Source organism: Vibrio sp. SCSIO 43136, assembly GCF_023716565.1.
Classification (GTDB): domain Bacteria; phylum Pseudomonadota; class Gammaproteobacteria; order Enterobacterales; family Vibrionaceae; genus Vibrio.
In genome coordinates, this window is the sequence record NZ_CP071849.1 from 1,222,416 (window position 1) to 1,240,253 (window position 17,838).

The 17,838-nt window shown below is 45.3% G+C and carries 16 protein-coding genes; 4 read left to right on the top strand and 12 right to left on the bottom strand.

The features are described 5' to 3' along the window. Positions 1 to 64 precede the first annotated feature (64 nt). A complete protein-coding gene (locus tag J4N39_RS20430) occupies positions 65 to 1,087 on the top strand; it encodes an acyltransferase (protein WP_252024415.1) in 1,023 nt (340 codons plus the stop codon). Positions 1,088 to 1,137: 50 nt separating this feature from the next. Here J4N39_RS20430 and J4N39_RS20435 read toward each other — a convergent pair whose 3' ends face one another. Continuing rightward, complete coding sequence (locus tag J4N39_RS20435) at positions 1,138 to 2,082, bottom strand: NAD(P)H-dependent oxidoreductase (protein WP_252024417.1); 945 nt, start codon at positions 2,080 to 2,082, stop codon at positions 1,138 to 1,140. A gap of 132 nt (positions 2,083 to 2,214) precedes the next feature. On the opposite strand from J4N39_RS20435, the gene J4N39_RS20440 reads away from it, so the two are divergent. Next, on the top strand, positions 2,215 to 3,111 hold the full coding sequence (locus J4N39_RS20440) for a LysR family transcriptional regulator (protein WP_252024419.1): 897 nt from the start codon (positions 2,215 to 2,217) through the stop codon (positions 3,109 to 3,111). A gap of 95 nt (positions 3,112 to 3,206) precedes the next feature. Here the strand turns inward: J4N39_RS20440 and J4N39_RS20445 are convergent, their stop codons facing one another. Then, positions 3,207 to 4,574: an L-serine ammonia-lyase gene (locus J4N39_RS20445; RefSeq protein ID WP_252024421.1), complete on the bottom strand. Its 1,368-nt coding sequence runs from the start codon at positions 4,572 to 4,574 to the stop codon at positions 3,207 to 3,209. A 10-nt stretch (positions 4,575 to 4,584) separates the two neighbouring features. Next, complete coding sequence (locus J4N39_RS20450; RefSeq protein WP_252024423.1) at positions 4,585 to 6,132, bottom strand: sodium:solute symporter family transporter; 1,548 nt, start codon at positions 6,130 to 6,132, stop codon at positions 4,585 to 4,587. A 329-nt stretch (positions 6,133 to 6,461) separates the two neighbouring features. Between J4N39_RS20450 and J4N39_RS20455 the strand changes: the two genes are divergently transcribed. Next, positions 6,462 to 7,757, top strand: a complete 1,296-nt coding sequence (locus J4N39_RS20455; RefSeq protein ID WP_252024425.1) for an MFS transporter — start codon at positions 6,462 to 6,464, stop codon at positions 7,755 to 7,757. Positions 7,758 to 7,843: 86 nt separating this feature from the next. Continuing rightward, entirely contained in the window at positions 7,844 to 8,860 is a 1,017-nt protein-coding gene (locus tag J4N39_RS20460; RefSeq protein WP_252024427.1) for a nuclear transport factor 2 family protein, read from the top strand. Between the two features lie 115 nt (positions 8,861 to 8,975). Here the strand turns inward: J4N39_RS20460 and J4N39_RS20465 are convergent, their stop codons facing one another. The 9 genes from J4N39_RS20465 to J4N39_RS20505 all read right to left on the bottom strand — a co-directional run bounded on the left by J4N39_RS20465 (position 8,976) and on the right by J4N39_RS20505 (position 17,406). Continuing rightward, positions 8,976 to 9,479: a GNAT family N-acetyltransferase gene (locus J4N39_RS20465; RefSeq protein WP_252024429.1), complete on the bottom strand. Its 504-nt coding sequence runs from the start codon at positions 9,477 to 9,479 to the stop codon at positions 8,976 to 8,978. A 111-nt stretch (positions 9,480 to 9,590) separates the two neighbouring features. Beyond that, positions 9,591 to 10,748 carry a tetratricopeptide repeat protein gene (locus tag J4N39_RS20470; protein ID WP_252024431.1) on the bottom strand — a complete coding sequence of 386 codons (1,158 nt, stop codon included), beginning with the start codon at positions 10,746 to 10,748 and terminating at the stop codon, positions 9,591 to 9,593. After that, entirely contained in the window at positions 10,745 to 11,359 is a 615-nt protein-coding gene (locus J4N39_RS20475) for an energy transducer TonB (protein WP_252024433.1), read from the bottom strand. Before J4N39_RS20475 ends, J4N39_RS20470 begins: the two co-directional genes overlap by 4 nt. Then, the gene (locus tag J4N39_RS20480) at positions 11,360 to 11,764 is read right to left on the bottom strand and encodes an ExbD/TolR family protein (protein ID WP_252024435.1); all 405 of its coding nucleotides are present in this window, start codon (positions 11,762 to 11,764) and stop codon (positions 11,360 to 11,362) included. It abuts the gene before it with no gap. Then, the gene (locus J4N39_RS20485; RefSeq protein WP_252024437.1) at positions 11,755 to 12,309 is read right to left on the bottom strand and encodes a MotA/TolQ/ExbB proton channel family protein; all 555 of its coding nucleotides are present in this window, start codon (positions 12,307 to 12,309) and stop codon (positions 11,755 to 11,757) included. The genes J4N39_RS20480 and J4N39_RS20485 overlap by 10 nt, the downstream gene beginning before the upstream one ends. Then, positions 12,309 to 13,664, bottom strand: a complete 1,356-nt coding sequence (locus J4N39_RS20490; protein ID WP_252024439.1) for a MotA/TolQ/ExbB proton channel family protein — start codon at positions 13,662 to 13,664, stop codon at positions 12,309 to 12,311. The genes J4N39_RS20485 and J4N39_RS20490 overlap by 1 nt, the downstream gene beginning before the upstream one ends. Next, positions 13,661 to 14,428: a DUF3450 domain-containing protein gene (locus J4N39_RS20495; protein WP_252024441.1), complete on the bottom strand. Its 768-nt coding sequence runs from the start codon at positions 14,426 to 14,428 to the stop codon at positions 13,661 to 13,663. The genes J4N39_RS20490 and J4N39_RS20495 overlap by 4 nt, the downstream gene beginning before the upstream one ends. Positions 14,429 to 14,532: 104 nt before the next feature. Beyond that, complete coding sequence (locus J4N39_RS20500) at positions 14,533 to 16,602, bottom strand: TonB-dependent siderophore receptor (RefSeq protein ID WP_252024443.1); 2,070 nt, start codon at positions 16,600 to 16,602, stop codon at positions 14,533 to 14,535. Between the two features lie 150 nt (positions 16,603 to 16,752). After that, positions 16,753 to 17,406: a response regulator transcription factor gene (locus J4N39_RS20505; protein ID WP_252024445.1), complete on the bottom strand. Its 654-nt coding sequence runs from the start codon at positions 17,404 to 17,406 to the stop codon at positions 16,753 to 16,755. Positions 17,407 to 17,838: the final 432 nt, after the last annotated feature.

The following is a 17,838-nucleotide window of genomic DNA, read 5'->3' on the forward strand; positions in this document are numbered from 1 at the left end:
CACAACCATTGATTGATATCTAGAGCTTACTGACCTTTAGGGTCATTGTTCACAGTAGGTATTTATGAGCCAAGATAAAATCCACAGTTTTGAATTCGGTCGAGTCATCGCCATTCTTGCTATCGTCGCCATGCATTGCCAAATGTTTCTTTCATACTGGCATATTAATGAGGAGCCATGGGTCGCCTATATTTTCAATCAATTGACCCGATTTGCGGTACCGTTGTTTTTCTTGATATCTGGCTATCTCATCGCACCAAGATTAACGGATGCACCAATCGCAACGCTCAAACGCTACAGTGTGCCGCTACTGCGCATTTTTGTCGTCTGGAGCGTTATCTGTCTGCTAATGCCGTTTAATCTGGAAGAGGTTGCCAAGTGGGGTTATTTGGCGGAAAGGCAAAGTTATTGGGACTACTTGCTCTCGTCCCCTATTAACAGCTTATTTGAAGGTGGACTGGTTCACCTTTGGTTTATCCCAGCCTTGCTTTGCTCCGTATTGATCACCGCTTTGCTTGCCAAGTTTCGTAAGCTGGAGCTGCTTATTCCACTCGGGATCGCATTGTACGTCTATGGGGTACTTGCAGGCAGCTACCACACATTTACAGGACTAGAGTCGTTTATTTTTACGCGCAATGGCCCTTTCTTTAGCACGCTTCTGTTCGCTATTGGTTTCACAATTCGCCAAGAGTCCATACAAGCCACTCGCAAACAAGCCACAATTTTAACCATAGTAGGTTGCGCAATGCATTTAAGCGAAGCCTTCATTGTTCATCAGTACGGTTATACCTTCAACATGAACGACTTCTTGTTTGGCACGGTTTTATGGGGCGCTGGTTGCTTTATGTGGTTGCTAGCGCAACCTGAGCTAGGGCAAACGCAATGGCTAACTAAACAATCAAGATATGTATTACCTATGTATGTCACTCACCTTCCTGTGGCGATTTTAATGACGAACCTGGCAGGTTATCTTGGGCTGACCTATGGGATGCGAGATGTAGTCATGCTGTCTGGTACTTTGGTCTTCTCATATCTACTCATCCGAGGGATTGAGAAAACGCCGTTTTATCGCTGGTTATACCGATAAACGATTAGACCCGCTTACAGCGAATGAACTGCAAGCGGGTCTAGGCAGTATTATGAGACCACAGGCTCTACTTTATAATCATCTATGACTAGTTGTTCAGCGTTAGTACTAAGCAGCCACTCTTCGTTCACTAGCACGTTGACCGGCTCCCCTGCCAAAGTCTCAGCCTTCAAACGAATGCGCAACTTGGCAAGAAATTGCTCGCCACGATCTTCAACCTCTAATTGTTCGATATCGTGTTCGCAATTGGGTTTGAAACTCTGACGTAACAACTCATACCAATCATTAAACCCTGCGATGCCATTAAAGGTGCCTTCTGGCGCTGTAATCACAACGTCGTTATTAAGCATCGCATGGAAGGCTCCGGAGTTTCCGTCTAATTGGTCCATTTGCTCAAACCAAGTCTGAACAAGTTTGTGAATTTTCACTTGTGGGGACTCCAGTAACTCGTTGATGCTTACTAGCAATCGACCCGCGTGCTCTTTAGCTTTGTCTTCAACACCCTCTTGAGTGTTGTAAACGCCCGGAATATAGACCATGCCATTAGTAAATATCGGCGAGTGATAGTGCATACCAGCTAAATACGCTGTCTGCTGAATCGGGTACAACAACTGCTCTATCGTGAAGTGGTTATAACCCAAAGGATCGTAAGACTCTTTTGGCCCGCCAACCGTGGTTGAGATGATGAAATCTTTACCTTTTAACTTGTCCCCTTCTGGACCGTAAGCAAAATTGAAACTAAATACGTCATCAATCCATTTTTTCATCAAGGCTGGTACTGAGTACCAGTAAAATGGAAACTGAAACACGACCACTTGTGCATCCACCAGTGCTCGCTGTTCCGCCTCTACGTCGATATCAAAATTTGGATAAAGGAGGTCGAGTCTACGAATATCAACACTATCAAGTGCCTCGTCCAGTTGATTCAAAATGACTTTGTTAGTGAAAGAAGACTCTAGATTCGGATGACCAGAGATCACTACGACGTTGCTCATGCTGTGCTCCTAGCAAATGCTATCAGTTAACTTGATTTGATGGCCGCTATGTTAACTTTTCGAATTATTCGCTTGTAGCCACTTAAAACCTATTATTTAATTAGGTAAAAACTAACAAACTAAGGATAAAGCGTGAAAGGAACGACTTACAATCAGTTGCAGGTGTTTCAAGCGATTGTGCGTGAAGGCAGTATTCGAGGTGCCGCACGAAAATTAGAAATGGCTGCCCCCTCTGTTAGCCAGTCCTTGAAGCTGTTAGAGGCGAATATTGGCCTGACCCTCTTTCACCGCACTACCCGTAAGATTGAACTTACCGAAGCAGGAAGATTGCTGCACGAGCGAACGATGTCGGCGATGGACTCCCTTAACTATGCACTGGAAAGTGTGCAAGAGCTCAGTGATGAGCCAAGTGGACCACTTCGGGTGACCATTCCTAGGTTTGTTTACAACACCTATTTCCAAAAAGTTTACGCCGATTTCTGTCGTCTCTATCCGCAGATACAACTGGAGGTCTCTATCTCTGATGCGGCGATTGATATTGCGAAAGAAGGATTCGATCTCGGGCTACGATTTGGCAGTATCGTAGATGAAGACATGGTTGCGAAACAGCTGACACCACCAATGAAAGAAGCTCTGTTCGCTTCTCCTAGCTATATTGAAAAAAATGGCCAACCTAAGTCACTTGATGATCTGAAGCAACATCGATTGATTCAATATCGCTTCATGACTTCGAATAAATTAGCTCGATTGAATCTCGTTGAGAATGGTCAAGAAACACAGGTTGAAATCCCTATCAGTATGATCGTCAACGATACCGATCTCATGGTCGATGCCGCCAAAGAAGGGCTTGGCATTGGGCGTTTAGTCTATCCTGCACTAGAACCGCATCTAAAAGATAAAAGCTTACTGCCTATCTTGGAAACTCGTTGGTCAACCTATCCGGGCATTTACGTCTATTTCAATCGTAACAGCCAAAAAGTTAAACGAGTTAGGGTCTTTATTGACTATCTATTGAAGCATTTTGGGTAAATAAAAAGAGCACCAAACCTAGGTGCTCTTAAATTGGGACTCGATATCTTTTCGATCGCCTACCGGGGCGCCGATATCCCTACTCACATATCCAGCTACTCACATGGCGTGATATGAATCACCGCTAGACCACCGAGCGACGTCTCTCGATATTTTTTATTCATGTCTTTACCAGTTTGATACATGGTTTCGATCACTTTATCGAGTGAGATTAGACACTTGCTGTTTCTTTTCAATGCCATGCGAGATGCATTGATCGCTTTCATCGCACCCATTGCATTGCGCTCTATACATGGCACCTGAACCAAACCGCCAATTGGATCACACGTCATGCCCAGCGAGTGCTCCATTGCAATCTCGGCTGCCATGCAGATCTGCTCGTTGCTACCACCTCTAAGTGCGGTAAGGCCCGCAGCAGCCATCGAAGACGAAACACCAATTTCACCCTGGCACCCTACTTCCGCCCCCGAGATTGACGCATTCATTTTGTAAAGCATACCAATAGCTCCGGCGACAGCCATAAAATCTCTAAGCTGCGGCGTATCTAGCGGTTGGATAAAACGATGGTAGTACATCAACACCGCAGGAATAACCCCTGCTGCACCATTGGTAGGTGACGTGACAACTTGTCCGCCTGCAGCATTTTCTTCACTCATTGCAAATGCAAAGGCGTTTATCCAGTCCATCACCTCCATGGGGTCATTTTCTATGGCTGCATTAGCTTGGAGCTTTTTCACCAGTGCAGGGGCACGACGAGTTACTTTCAGCCCACCTTCAAGAATACCTTCGGTATTAAATCCTCGTTCAATGCCTGAAGACATCACCTGCCAAACCTTTTCCGCACGAGCCGATATGGCTTCATCACTATTAAAGGAGAGCTCGTTACGCAAAATCATTCCACCAATGCTAAGTCCATTCTGATCGGCTTGATTGAGAATGTCTTCAGCAGAATTGAAGGGAAACTCCACGTCAACGATTTTACTGTCACCGCTATTTTTTAGCTCGGATTCGGTCGCAATAAAGCCGCCACCTGTCGAGTAATATGTCTCGCTCAGAAGCAACTCTTTATTGGCATCAAATGCACTGATGGTCATTCCATTTTCGTGTAATGGCAGGTTTGAGGAATGAAACAGCAGATCTCTGTCTAGGTCAAAAGCTATCGAGTGTTCACCACGTAATGGTAATACTTGGTTTTCAAGGCTTGTACGCATCTGATGATTCGCAGCTGAGATATCGATGCTGTCAGGTTTGTTACCCATCAAGCCCAACAAGGTAGCTCGGTCGGTATGGTGGCCTTTACCGGTTAACGACAGTGAACCGTACAGATCTACTTGCACCCTTGCCACTTGCTCCACTTGGGGTGCCAGCGCCTGCACAAAAGAAAAACCAGCAAGCATAGGACCATTAGTGTGAGAGCTAGATGGGCCGACGCCTACTTTAAATATATCGAAGATGGATAACATACTCTTCTCTCTATACTGCGGATTGAAGCCAATTTGGGATTGCAGCGCAGATGCCTAGCGTGAGAGCGGCAAACCAAAATAGGCCATAATGGACAGGTTTGGGTTTGGCGATTAACTGCTTTTGCTGCTGGATAAATTTTAGTTGAGTTGGGCTGTTTTCGCCCCAGCGCAAACTGACCAAGCTCCCAACTAACAAAAATACTATTGTTCCAACTGGTGCATACCATGGCCATGACCACTCTAAATAACGACAAACGATAATGGCGAGAATACTGGCGATACTTCCGATGATAACGCCCACTTCATTTGCTTTGCTGACCAAAAGCCCAAGTAAAAAAGACCCGAGACGAATCCCCACAAAGATAGAGGTTAGACTGGCGATGGTTTTCAATACGGATTCATTCGACACGGCGAACATTGCAGGCAAAACAACCGAGACTGCCGCCACCAGACTCAATTTACGAGCCACATTCTCATAGTGTTGTTTGGGTTTGTCTTTACCAACAAACCGCTTATACAAATCAAACGTTGCGACGGTCGCCATTGAGTTATATGTCGAATCGAGTGTCGACATTGCCGCTGCCGCCAGTGCAGATATCACCATGCCAACCACAATCGGATTGGTGTGATGAAACACGAAGTCGAGAATAACATTATTGCTGTTTTCAAACGTCTTACCTCCGTAGTAGAGATACAGAAGTACTCCCATCAAGGAGAAGAACAGATAAATGACGAACGAACCATATCCGCATACCAGCATCGCTTTTTGGGCATGCTCAACATCTCTTGTTGCAAGCGTTCTCTGAATAATTAGTTGGTTCGAGCCGTAAACACTTAGATGCAAAAAGGCCACAGCAAACAAACCAGCCCACAAGGTAGTATCCACTTTAGGATCGAGAGAAAAGTTAAACACTTCAACATGCTGACCCAGGTCCACCGCCACTTGGTTTCCTGATTGAAAATCAACCAGCAAAATTACAAAAATAGATAAACTGCCGATACCAAGTACCACCGATTGCAGCATGTCAGTCCAGATAACGGTTGAGATGCCCCCAGAGTAGGTATAAAGCGCAGTAAAAAGACTGATATAAATTATTGATTCATATATCGATATTGGGAGCACCTGCACCAAAATAAGCGCAACCGCATATAAAATGACCCCGGCGGAGATGCATTGAACCAAAATGAAGACTAAAGAGTTAATCGTTCTTGCATACACGCCAAATCGCAATTCGAGATACTCATAAATAGAGGTCAAGCCAAGTTTATAAAACACTGGGACAAACAAGACTACGGCAAAAAATATCACTATCGGATAGTTGAGATGAATCGCCAGCGCTTGCATACCAGAGTGATAAACCCAGCCTGGCATACCGACAAATGTCATCGCACTGATATAAGTCGCCAGTATAGAAATGCCTGCAGTAAACCAGCCAAATTGTCGACTACCTGTTGAAAAGTCGCCGCCACCACTGCCTCGCCTGTTCACCATGTAGCTGATTAATAGGGTAAAACTCACATACAGTCCTATTACTACAAAGCTTGAGTACGTAACCATCAAATAATCCAACCCGCCTAGATTGCTGCTTCAACCTAATCAATCGTACCTTTTTTATTCATCATTCGTTGCCTTTACAACTTTCAAACGTGATCTTTCTCAACCTAAAACTGTCATTTTGATTAATAACCGTGCCATCCAGGCTAAAAATTAGACCTAGATCACTTTATTGAGCATAAATGGGTACGCACTCAATCAAAGTCAGGATTTGATCACAAAAAATTGTGGGTATTTTTTTATATGATTTATCCCATCAATACACGACACCAGAATATTCTCAGCACAGAGATATTTCTGAAAAAACTCATACAAACAATGGAATTGCAGCTATGACAGCAAGAAAACACATGAGCGAAGTGCCTTTGGTGCAACGCATGGCAGCTTACTTAGCGATACTAGTCGGTTACTTCTTTTACTGTTACAACTTTGTGATAATTGACTACGTACGCCCATATATCGTTGAGGCTTACGACGGGATCAGCTTGGCAGATACTGCTCAGTTCTATACTTGGCAATCCGTTGGTGCCCTGATTGGTGCATTAAGTTGTGCGTGGTTTGCCACTAACTTCGGTAAAAAATCTACTCTGATTGCCATTACAGCACTGAACGGCGGCGCAACCATCATCAATATGATGTTCACCGACTACACAACTTGGGCTGCAATGCGTTTTATCATCGGTATTTCACTTGGCGGTTACTTTACCGTTGCAGTTAGCCTGATGATTGGCTTGTTTACCCCAACAGTACGCGGCAAGTTGACAGCTTTCGCTTCATCCATGTTCTCAGTCGCTCTGATGGCAATGGGTGCGTACGCAGCATTCCTATCAGAGATTAACGCACCTTGGGAAAGCCTAATGTGGGTTGGCGGCATTCCACCGTTGGTAGCAGCCGTTGTAATGGTGTTCATCCTGCCTAGCGACAAGAAAGTTATTGCTTACGGTGAAGAAGAACAAGCCACTAAAGCCCAAGCTGAAGAGCCAGTGAAAAAAGGCTCATGGGGTGAAATGCTTAGCGCACCATATCGTAAGCTGACAATCACCTGTCTGTTGCTGGCCGGCCTTAACTTTTATGGTTACCAGTTCTTCTCGGGTTTCGTAACTACCTACCTAAAAGAAGTACGTGAGTTCGACGGTACGACCATTGGTGTGATCTTCTCTATTTCTGCATTTGGTTCACTTTTCGGAGCTTGGATTTGGGGTGCCATTGCCGACAAGTTTGGTCGTAAGGTCAATGCATTCGGTTTCATCCTTGCGGGCATCATGGCTTCAGTATTCTTCGTTGCGCCAAGCGACGTGATGATTGGTAGCTTAAACATGCTAGCCATCTTAGGTCTTATTTATAACTTCGGTCTATCAGCATCGGCTGTTTGGGGTGGTTACTTCTCTGAATTGTTCCCAGCGCACCTACGTAGCTTTGGTGCAGCGCTATTCCACGGTGGTCGTATTATCGGCATGTGGGCACCAATGGTATTGGTATTCATCAAAGAACGCTCAGACCTAGCAACAGCAATGTGGGGCTCACCAATCGTATGGATTGTAGCTGGTCTACTATGGCTATCCCTGCCAGAAACACTAAAAGGCGGCATCTTCAGCAAAGAAAAAAAGCTTGAAAAAGCGACCGCATAATCAAGTTTGCCCAGAGAGGTCACTCTCTGGGCCTATTATCCAAGTCCTGTTCCCAATGTCAGCTCGGCATTAATAGAGAGAAAGTTATGTCTAAGTATCAAGAAGCTAAACGTATCGTGCGTGAATATTTCGACGCAATAGAAAATGCGACGCATGAAACAGTCGCTGATGTATTAAAAGCGCACACTTCAGAAGACTACCTGTGGCGCGGAGTTTATCCATTTCGTGAGCAGCAAGGTGCGCAAGCTGCGGCAGATGTATTTTGGTCTCCACTGATGAAATCGATGACTCGCATGCAACGTCGTCAAGACATCTTCATCGGTGGTAACAACGAAATCTCACCCGATGAAATCTGGGTAATGAGCATGGGTCACTTCATGGGCCTATTTGACGCTGAATACCTTGGTATGCGCCCAACGGGAAAAATCATCAATATCCGCTACGCAGAATTTAACTGTGTCGTCGATGGGAAAATCACTAAGACAGGTTTGTTCTTAGACCTATTAGGCGCAATGGATCAGGCGGGTTGCTACCCACTTCCTCCATCAACGGGCAAACACTTTGTCTACCCTGGTCCTCGCAACCACGACGGTCTGTTGTTCAATGACGCCGCACCTGAAGAAGGAGTAGCGACTCTTGCCTTGGTCAATAAAATGGTCGATGACCTCTCAGCACTTAACGACAGTGGTGCAATGGGTTGTCCTCCTGAAGTTCTAGAAAAGAGCTGGTCTAAAGACATGATCTGGTACGGTCCATGTGGGATCGGCGCATCTTACACCATTCCTCGTTACCAACAGCAGCACCAGTTGCCGTTCCGCAATAACCTCAAGGATAAGAAGTTCAACGGCCATGTTTGCCGCTTTGCTGAGGGCAATTTTGCATGCTTCTTTGGTTGGCCAAACCTATCTAATACACCAATTGGTGGCTTCTTAGGTATGACTGGTGGAGAGGTACGTGCAGACATGCAAGTTGTCGATGTTTACTACCGAAACAACGACAAACTCTCTGAAAACTGGGTATTGATCGATATTCCTTATTGGCTAAAACAGCAAGGCCTAGATGTGTTCGAACGTACGCAACAGATTTTGAACCCATCACTATAACCTAATAGATTACACTACAAACTAAAGCCTTGTTCCGTCTTGGAGCAAGGCTTTCTTTATCGAGAGAACTATGCCTTTCATTCGTTGGATAGCACAGCAAATTAGGCAGCAACGACTAGCCGAACTGTTTCAGCATCCAAACGTCACAACCACCATGCTCGGTCTCAGCCATTGGTGCACTTAAATGCTCAAACCCTAATTTTTCGTACATAGTGATAGCTGCGGTCATGCTCTTTAAAGTATCCAGATAGCAGGATTCAAAACCTTGTTCTCGAGCGAAATTTAGACAGGCCAATGTCAGCGCTTTCCCCGCGCCTAAACCTCGGCTTTTTTCCGACAAAAATAGTTTCTTTAGCTCACACACTTTGCTGTCTTGGCCAAAAGGGGCGATACCGCAGCCACCAATGACCTCTTCATCACACAGTGCAACTAAATAGAGGCTCTTATTTTCAGGTAGGTAATGTCGACTCATAGCATCAACTTCAGGGTCTGAGGGGCCAAAGCCCTCACCTACGGCACCAAATTCCGCACCTACAGTTTTGATGATATGACGCATCGCGGCATCATGTTGGGGCTTGATGGGAAGAAGAGTAAAACGAGTTTGATTATCCGTAGTCATTCATCGCTCCTTATTGATGAAAGGTTAGGCTAAGCAAACTCATTGAATTTGGCAATTAATGATTGGGGTATATTGACCTATCGTGGCTAACACACCCTAACACCAAAAGTTCTATTGGGTAACCGTAGAAAGGTAGTCAATCCAAGCTTTGGCACCTTGAGATGGCGACTGTTTGTAGGCTAACTGAGCATAACGCAACGCTTGGTGATTTTGTTTGAGTTTGTAATACGCTCGTGTTTTTGCTAACTGCTGGTCAGCCGTTGGCTTTGTTATTTTCTCTAGCACAGCCAATGCAGCTTGGTTCTCACCTTGTTGGAGTAACAACTGTGCCAAAGGCCACTGATGTTGCTTGTCCAGCTTAGCGGCAACTTTCCACACCTCAATAGACTGCTGCCACTCTTTGGCCATCTGCCAATAGGTCGCTTGCTCAACTAACCATTTTACATTGCTAGTATCTGACTCCACCACCGCTCTCATTTGGCGAGCCGCCCGCTCTGGCATACCTTGGCTAGCGTACAACTGTGCCATGGTACGAAGGTAAGTTACACTCAGATCTACCCCTTGTCTCTGTGCTAGGGCGAGTACTTGCAAAGCTCGTTTCTGATCACCAATCTGCATATACAGTCCGGCTTGCTGCTGCCACCAAGCAAGCTTATCTGGCTCTAGCAATAAGAGTTGGTCAAGCGTTTTGATACCATCTTTAAACTGTTTTTGCTCCAGTTCCGACGCCAATTTGAGTGATAAAACAGGAACCGTCCATACTCGATTCGAACGTTTGAAATGGTTGGCATTTGAAATAACGTGCGACCATTGCTTGAGCTGGAAGTTTGACTGAGTGATCCTAAGATAAAGCTCGGTTTTTTCAGACTCAGGGGCAGTGGTTAAAAGTGCTTCATAATGCCCTAGCGCCGACTTGAACTCTCTTTCATTAAGATACAGGTCAGCCAGCATTCGCTGGGTCTTCCAAGCGTACTCATCACCCAACACACCAGAGGCGACTGCTTTCTCCAGTTGGAGAATTGCTCCTTTTGAATCACCATGTTGCCAAAAATAAACACCTAGCATACGAGCGACAAAGGCTTGGTCATAACTACGACTTGGCTCAAGTGCTTCTAGCACTCTAACCGCCTCGACAAGATTATCTTCTTGTTGATACTTCTGCGCCTGTTGAATTTTCCCGGCGACAAACTGACTTAGCTCGTTTGCACTGACCGAGCATGCCATGCCAAGGCAAACGCCCAAGACCAACATTCTTTTCATCATCTTCATCGCTCGATCTTAAACTCCAATTTAACCGTCTGCCCTGGCTGAGCGACGGCTTTACCATCCATCACCTTGGCTTGATATTTCCAGCGAGCAAGTGCCTTTCTCGCTTCTCGCTCAAACAATCGACGAGGGTTTGCCTCGATGATTTCAATATCGACCGGGCGACCTTGTGGATCAATGGTAAAAGACATCACAACATAGCCTTCCGCCCCTCGCTTTAGTGCTTTTTGCGGGTAATTTGGTTCCACACGATAAAGCGGCATCGCTTGCTGATTAGCAACAATTTCACCAAATTCAGGGGCCGCAATTTCAATGCCGCTCACTGCCGTATCTAGGCTCATCGCCATTGTTTGAGGTGTGACAGGTTGCGATACATTTTGTGCAGCAACTGGTGATTGCGGCGACGGTGCTTGAGGAGTTTCGGGCTTCTTCGGCGCTTGGCGGATTTTCCGCTGTGTCGCCGATTCTTGCTCAGTCATCACCATATCAAACGCGAGAGGAGGTTTGGAATCAGACACCATTTTTGCCTGTCCACCGACCATCCACGCCATAAGACTAAACAGCATAAAAACGCTGGCAAGTGCAAGTGGCATTGCGAACAACAAACGCACCATTTAAGGGCTCTCCGTTGCTAACGAAATTTTCTCAATGCCGGCTTCTTTAGCACCATCCATCACCTGTACGACTGTACCGTTGTAGGCATGCTTATCCGCTTGAATCACCAGAGAAGCATCGGGTTTATCTAAGGTCAAATGCTCTAATGTCGCCGCTACACGCTCGACATCAACTTGTCGCTTATCAATAAAAACATCGTTACTTGCGGTAATTGCCACAAAGATGCTGGCATCTTTTTGGCTCGTAGAATGGGAAGCTTGAGGTCGATTTACCTCAACACCGGATTCGCGAACAAAAGAACTGGTCACGATAAAAAAGATCAACATGATGAAGACAATATCTAACATCGACGTTAGATCGACCTGAGCTTCATCTTGTCCTTGAGAACGACGACCTAAACGCACTGTCGACTCCTTAATTGTTTTTCGAATTGGTGCTGCTTATTGCGACACACTTTTACTAAGCGGGCATGTGCAAACATGCCTGATAGAGCTGCTACCATGCCTGCTAATGTTGGTATGGTGGCGAGTGATATTCCCGCAGCCATAAGTTTCGGTTCACTACTGCCTTGAGTCGCCATCACATCAAACACTGAGATCATTCCCGTGACTGTGCCTAGTAGGCCAAGCATTGGACAAATGGCGACAAGCACCTTTATAAGATTAAGGGATTGGTTAAGCTTTATCTCTGCGGTAGCAACCCAGCCATTACGGATAGCTTTCGCTCGCCAACTGGTATGGTCTTGGCGGGCGTCCCATTTTTGCTGCCACTGTCGGCTAAGCTTGGGAAACGAACCCCAGATAAACAGGATTCGTTCGAAAATAAGCACCCAGCAAATCGTTACCGCACCAGCCAACCACCAAAGCAGTACACCACCTCGAGCCATAAACTGCTCTAAGGCCAGCCACCATATATTGAGTTGAGACAAGTCAGTAAGGCTAATTTCCATTAAGCCACTCGCTCTTGCGCAATGTCAGAGATCGCTTGTTCCTCACCTTGCTCTGACTCCATTTGTGTCGCAACCAGAGCAATACTGTGTTTCTCTAAAATAGTGCGGATCGTCTCAGCTTGAGTTGAGAGAATGTTATGACCAATCAGCAGTGGTATCGCAGCGACAAGTCCCAAGACCGTCGTAACCAGCGCCATTGAAATACCACCCGCCATGATTTTCGGGTCGCCGTTACCAAATTGAGTAATAGTTTGGAAGGTCTCGATCATGCCCGTTACCGTGCCAAGCAGACCCAGCATTGGTGCGAGAGCGGCCATTAACTTAAGCATTGAAAGCCCTTTTTCTAGGCTGCGCTGCTCATCGACAATAGACTCCAAAAGGCGCATTTCCAACGCTTCAGCATTATGGAAGTTACCTTGACTATGAACAGATAGAATTCGTCCCAGTGGATTCTTCTGCGATACCTTATCTGACTTAAGTTGCGATGCTACTTTCGCTCGTGTAACGAGTAGCACTAGACCTCGAACCATCACTATCAGAAGACCAATCGCCAGCAAGCCAAGAATAATTTTGCCCACTAGACCACCTTGCTCAAGTCGGTCTTTTAGCGTTGGTGTTAGTGCCAGTTGCTCAATTAACTGTCCTCGAGAAGGGTCTAACGTGAGCCATTGCTCGCCTTGCACTATGGCATCTAAGGTCGGAGCACCTTTTGGCTGAACTAGATAAGGTTTTGCGAATTGCTGATTAGTATTCCAATCGATGTAACCTTGCTTAGCAATGATGCCATAGCTACCTATACGCATTCCCTCTAGCTCTACATGCTCACCAGCGCCATTAACGTAAGGAACCATCGCGGTAGAAACTTGAGAAGATGCTTGAATTTGTTCTAGCATCGCACTCCAGAACCCCTGAAGCTGGGTCAGCGATGGTAAAGCTTTCGCATCAACAATAGCGTCGACGATTTGGTTGTGGGTTTGTCGATCCAGCTGAGTGACTGAATCACTCATTTCAAGTTGCAAGTCTTTGGCAGATTGTCGAACCACGCCAAAAAGCTCTCCCAAACTACCAACTTCTAAACGAAGATTTTCTTCAAGCTGTGCGAGTGTCTGCTCATTTTCAGAGAAATTCACACTAAGGGCTTCCGTTTCTGCCTCCAAAGCGTCCCTTTGAGCTTTAAGGTTGGCAAGTTTCTCAGCAACCTGCTTTTCGGTAAGCTTAAAGCCTGCCTCGCGTTGCTTGTTGTGTTTCGCCTGCACAGATTTCTCTGCTTTGGTCTCTGAGAGAAGTTCGCTGTTAGCCTGAGCAATAGGTGAAATCACTACCGCCGCTAAGATCAGTAGGTGTGTTAGTTTCATTGCAGAGCCTCTGGCTGAACAGAAAGTGGAAGAGTGATAAGCTGCGGCGCAACTTGCTTGTTAGCGAGAGCATAAGCTCGATTGATAGAATCAGCTCGACTAGGCTCTAAAGCGACCCATTGTGAGTTACTTTGTTGCCAAGCCCAGAAGTGTTGATTATCCAACGAGCGAGCGATTAACGACAGACGACCGAGGTTTAAAAGCTCAGCTTCAATCACTTTGCCCTGAGGTAAAGTGATTGCCTGATGGTAAGCAGCCAACTTAGTGCCGTAATCCACTTCAATTTGGTAGGCCTCTAAGATCTGGCGATATTTTTCAGCATCACTGACATCAGCGCGTTGCATTAGGTCTTCTAACTTACTAATTCGGGCTAGGCGCTGAGGTTTCTTGATAGGTAAATCTTGATCCACCAAGCCTTTCAACCCGTCGATCATGTGATACATCAGTGGCACAACCCCCTGACGTGTGTCTTTAATATCATTCACTTGAGCATCCAAGCTCGCCATTTCTTGTTCTTGATTGTGAACCAAGCCTTGCAAGTGGTCTCGATAGAGCTCCAAATTCGCAATCTCTTCTTCCAGTTGCTCAATTTCAGCTCGTTTATCGAGTACTTGTTCCGCACTCTTATCAATACGCTTTTGGCTAGCAACTGCATTTGCGTTGGTGCTTTGCTCTATCTTGCGACTTTGCTCAATGGTATTGGCATGCACGCTAGTGCTGGCAATTGCCGCTGAAATCACACAAGAAATGACACTATTTTTCATATCGTTGTCTTTACTTTTTTGTCTAAGAACACGATCTTTCAGATCGCATGAAAGGGAAGCAAAGCTTCCCTTAATTTACCTAACCAACTGATTATGTTTCAGTCTTAGTATTTAATTTGTAGCGTTGCCGTAAAGTTACGACCTTGGCCAATCACTAGGTTATCCGAGTCACCACCCGCCCAGTAATCAGTATCAAACAAGTTTTCAACATTCAGACGAGCTACCATTTCTAGGTTTTGATCGTACTTATGAGTGTGTGCTAAACCTAGGTCAAAACGTACGTAGCCATCTTTCTTGAACTTATTTGGCACATCACCGTAGCGCTCACCTACGTAGATCGCACCTAGGTTAGCATCAGTGCTATTCGTTACGTGGTAACGACTCCAGACACTTGCAGAAAACTCTGGTACGTCTGCTGGACGGTGGCCAGAGTAGTCAACACCGCGAGATTCATATTTAGTGTACTCGGCGTCTAGGTACATTGCGTTACCGCTTAGAGACAACTTGTCAGTTACATAGCCTTGGGCAGCTACTTCTGCACCACGGTGACGACGTTCTCCAGCTTGCGACAAGTAATCTAGTGAACTTCCACTGCCCGGTTCAACAATAGTAGAGTTCTCTTGCACGATATCGAATAGCGCACCAGAAACAAACAATTGACCGTCCATCAACTCCCATTTAGTGCCTAGCTCGTACTGTTTACCACGTAATGGATCAAGCTTATCACCTTCATTGGAGTAATTGCCTGAAACTTCCCCTTGCGCTTCGAAACTCTCTGAATACGTCAGGTAAATCGAACCATTATCACGAGGTTTGTAGATAACCGCAGCCTTTGGTGATACTGCGTTTTCAGTTAAGCCCTTTGACTTATGTTCGTCCAGACGTACACCAACAAGCGCTTGCCACTGTTCATTAAAAGTGATCATATCTTGGATATAAACACCGTAGGAGTCATAGCCAGAATGACTTTTTGATACATCACCTTTAATAGGTGTTGGCGTAGGGCTGCCAACCTCTACATCTGGATTATCGTAAGACAATCGTGCATATTCCCTGTCATAGCTATAGCCAAGCCAGTTTGCTCCAATCAATAGCTGATGTTTAGCACCAAAGGCTTCATGGTTGCCAACAAAATCAACATAACCTGTTTGGAAAACCCAGTGGTCTCTGCGGTCAAAGCCGCCGTGCGTCACTTTACCTTCTGAAACCAATTTGCTGTATTTAGGCGAGCTTTCTACATCAACACGACGAAAATCTTGGTAGTTGAAACCCGTCGCCATTGTCCAGCTATTATTCAGGTTCGCTTTAATATCAAATCCGTAGTTCTCTACGTCATTTTCAATCTTCGACCATTGTGCATCCCAGATGGTCTTGTCGCCGCCGTAAACCTTGCCATCAACCACTACTGCGCCAGAATCAACGCTACCGTGGTCCCGTGTTTTATCTGCGTGGAACGAGACAGTAACATCATCGTTGATGTCGTAATCTACGAATAGACCGCCTACAAAACGTTCAGTATCATGGCTGCTACCATCACTATAGGTGCGCCAAGATTGTTTTGTTTGTTTTGCAACAACTGCCCTAGCACGCAGTGATTTATCATCATTAAGTGCGCCACTTACGTCTGCAACAGTACGGCTATTGTTGTTAGAGCCTAAGTCTTGGCTAACAGATACTTGGGTATCATACGTTGGACGTTTAGCGACCATGTTAACCAAACCCGCTGGCGACGACTGACCGTATAGTAGGCCTGATGGCCCTTTCAGCACTTCCACTCGATCCAGCAGCTCAATTGGCTGACGGTAATGTGACCAATGCTGTTTACCATCACGCAAAAATCCGTTGCTACTGTTTAAATCAAAGCCACGTAGTGTAAAGCGTTCACGGTTTCGGCTATCACCACCAGCGGCAACACTCGCATCATTTTTAAGGACGTCACCTAAGCTCGATGCACGCTGCTCGTCAATAATGGTTTCGTCGATAACGCTTACGGTTCCTGCCGTTTCTAGTTGACCCACTTCGATTTTCATCGCTGTGGTGTTGGTATCCGCCTTATAGCCAGATTGTTTACCACTCACCAACATGTGTTCGTCAACTTTAGTCTCTTGTGCTAATAGTGCAGGGGCAAAAAGTGCCGCGCCAACCAGTATCGCTACGGGCTTTTTCTTAAACATTTGTATCTCCAAAAAGTGCATCCAATGCACTTAACCACTTAAAATTTATAATATTTATCTATCTAAAATAACTTTAGAGCGGCAGAGATGTTATTGAGAACAGTTTGCATTATCACTAAAATTTACAATCTTTGCAAAAGTAAATAGCGACTATTCGGTATACGTATAACCCTGACCCCGAACTGTCTTAATCAAGGTCTTTGGCAGACCACAGCCAACGAGCTTTCTTCGGATGTTGCTGATATGCATATCTAGGTTGCGGTCAAAAGGCGTAAGCTCCTTTTTGAGCACTTCTTTCTGTAGTTGTGCTTTAGTCACTACGGATTGGTTTCGCTTCATCATGTACCGCAGCAGGTCGGTCTCTGTATTGGTAAGAGGCACCTTCTCGAGCATTTTGCTCGTATCGCTTTGTTGGGCAGGATCGCGGTTTCGTTGCTTTTCGAGACCTACTCTTCGCAAGATCGCACTGATCTTAGCTATTAACACTTCGACATCGAATGGTTTTGGTAAGTAATGATCTGCTCCAGATTGAAAGCTATTGAGCAAGGCATTTTTGTTGCCAAGAGGGCAAACCATTAGGATTGGTGTAGCAAAGCGCTGACATATTTTTTGCGCAATTCGATAGCTGGAATCACAAGGCAATTGGGAATCGAGAATGATGAGGTCGAAGCGCTCCGATTGCATAACTGATTGCGCAGAGTCACTGCTATGACAGCAACTGACTTGGTAACCATTTTCTTGGAGTTGATTAGATACTTGAGTGCATAATTGGTGATCATGGTCGATCACAAGTAAATGAGGCATGCTGCTAAAAAAAGAAAATCTTAATGATAATTAGTCCCATTCTAATCAGAATTAAATATTAGTGCAAAATATTACATCAAATTATTAGAGTCACATCGAGAAGCTAAACGGTTTATCCGATAATGTGGCCGGATTTTAGGCAAAAAAAAGCCAATCACTAAAACAGGCGATTGGCATATATATAGTTGTGAACAATTTCATTCACTAACAACGTCAGTTGGCTAGGTGACCCTTCGGCTTTAAAAGGGTCACTTATGCTAATGCAACCACCGTGCCATCTTTTAAATCGTCTAAACCACTGCTTTTTGTCAAAAACCACCAATATTTGCCGGATCATCTTTGCAATTTGCAAATATAACAAATGCAAATTGCAACAATCGAAATGTCGTGAGCCTAATGTATAAGCGCATGACTTAATTTTATAAAATATCT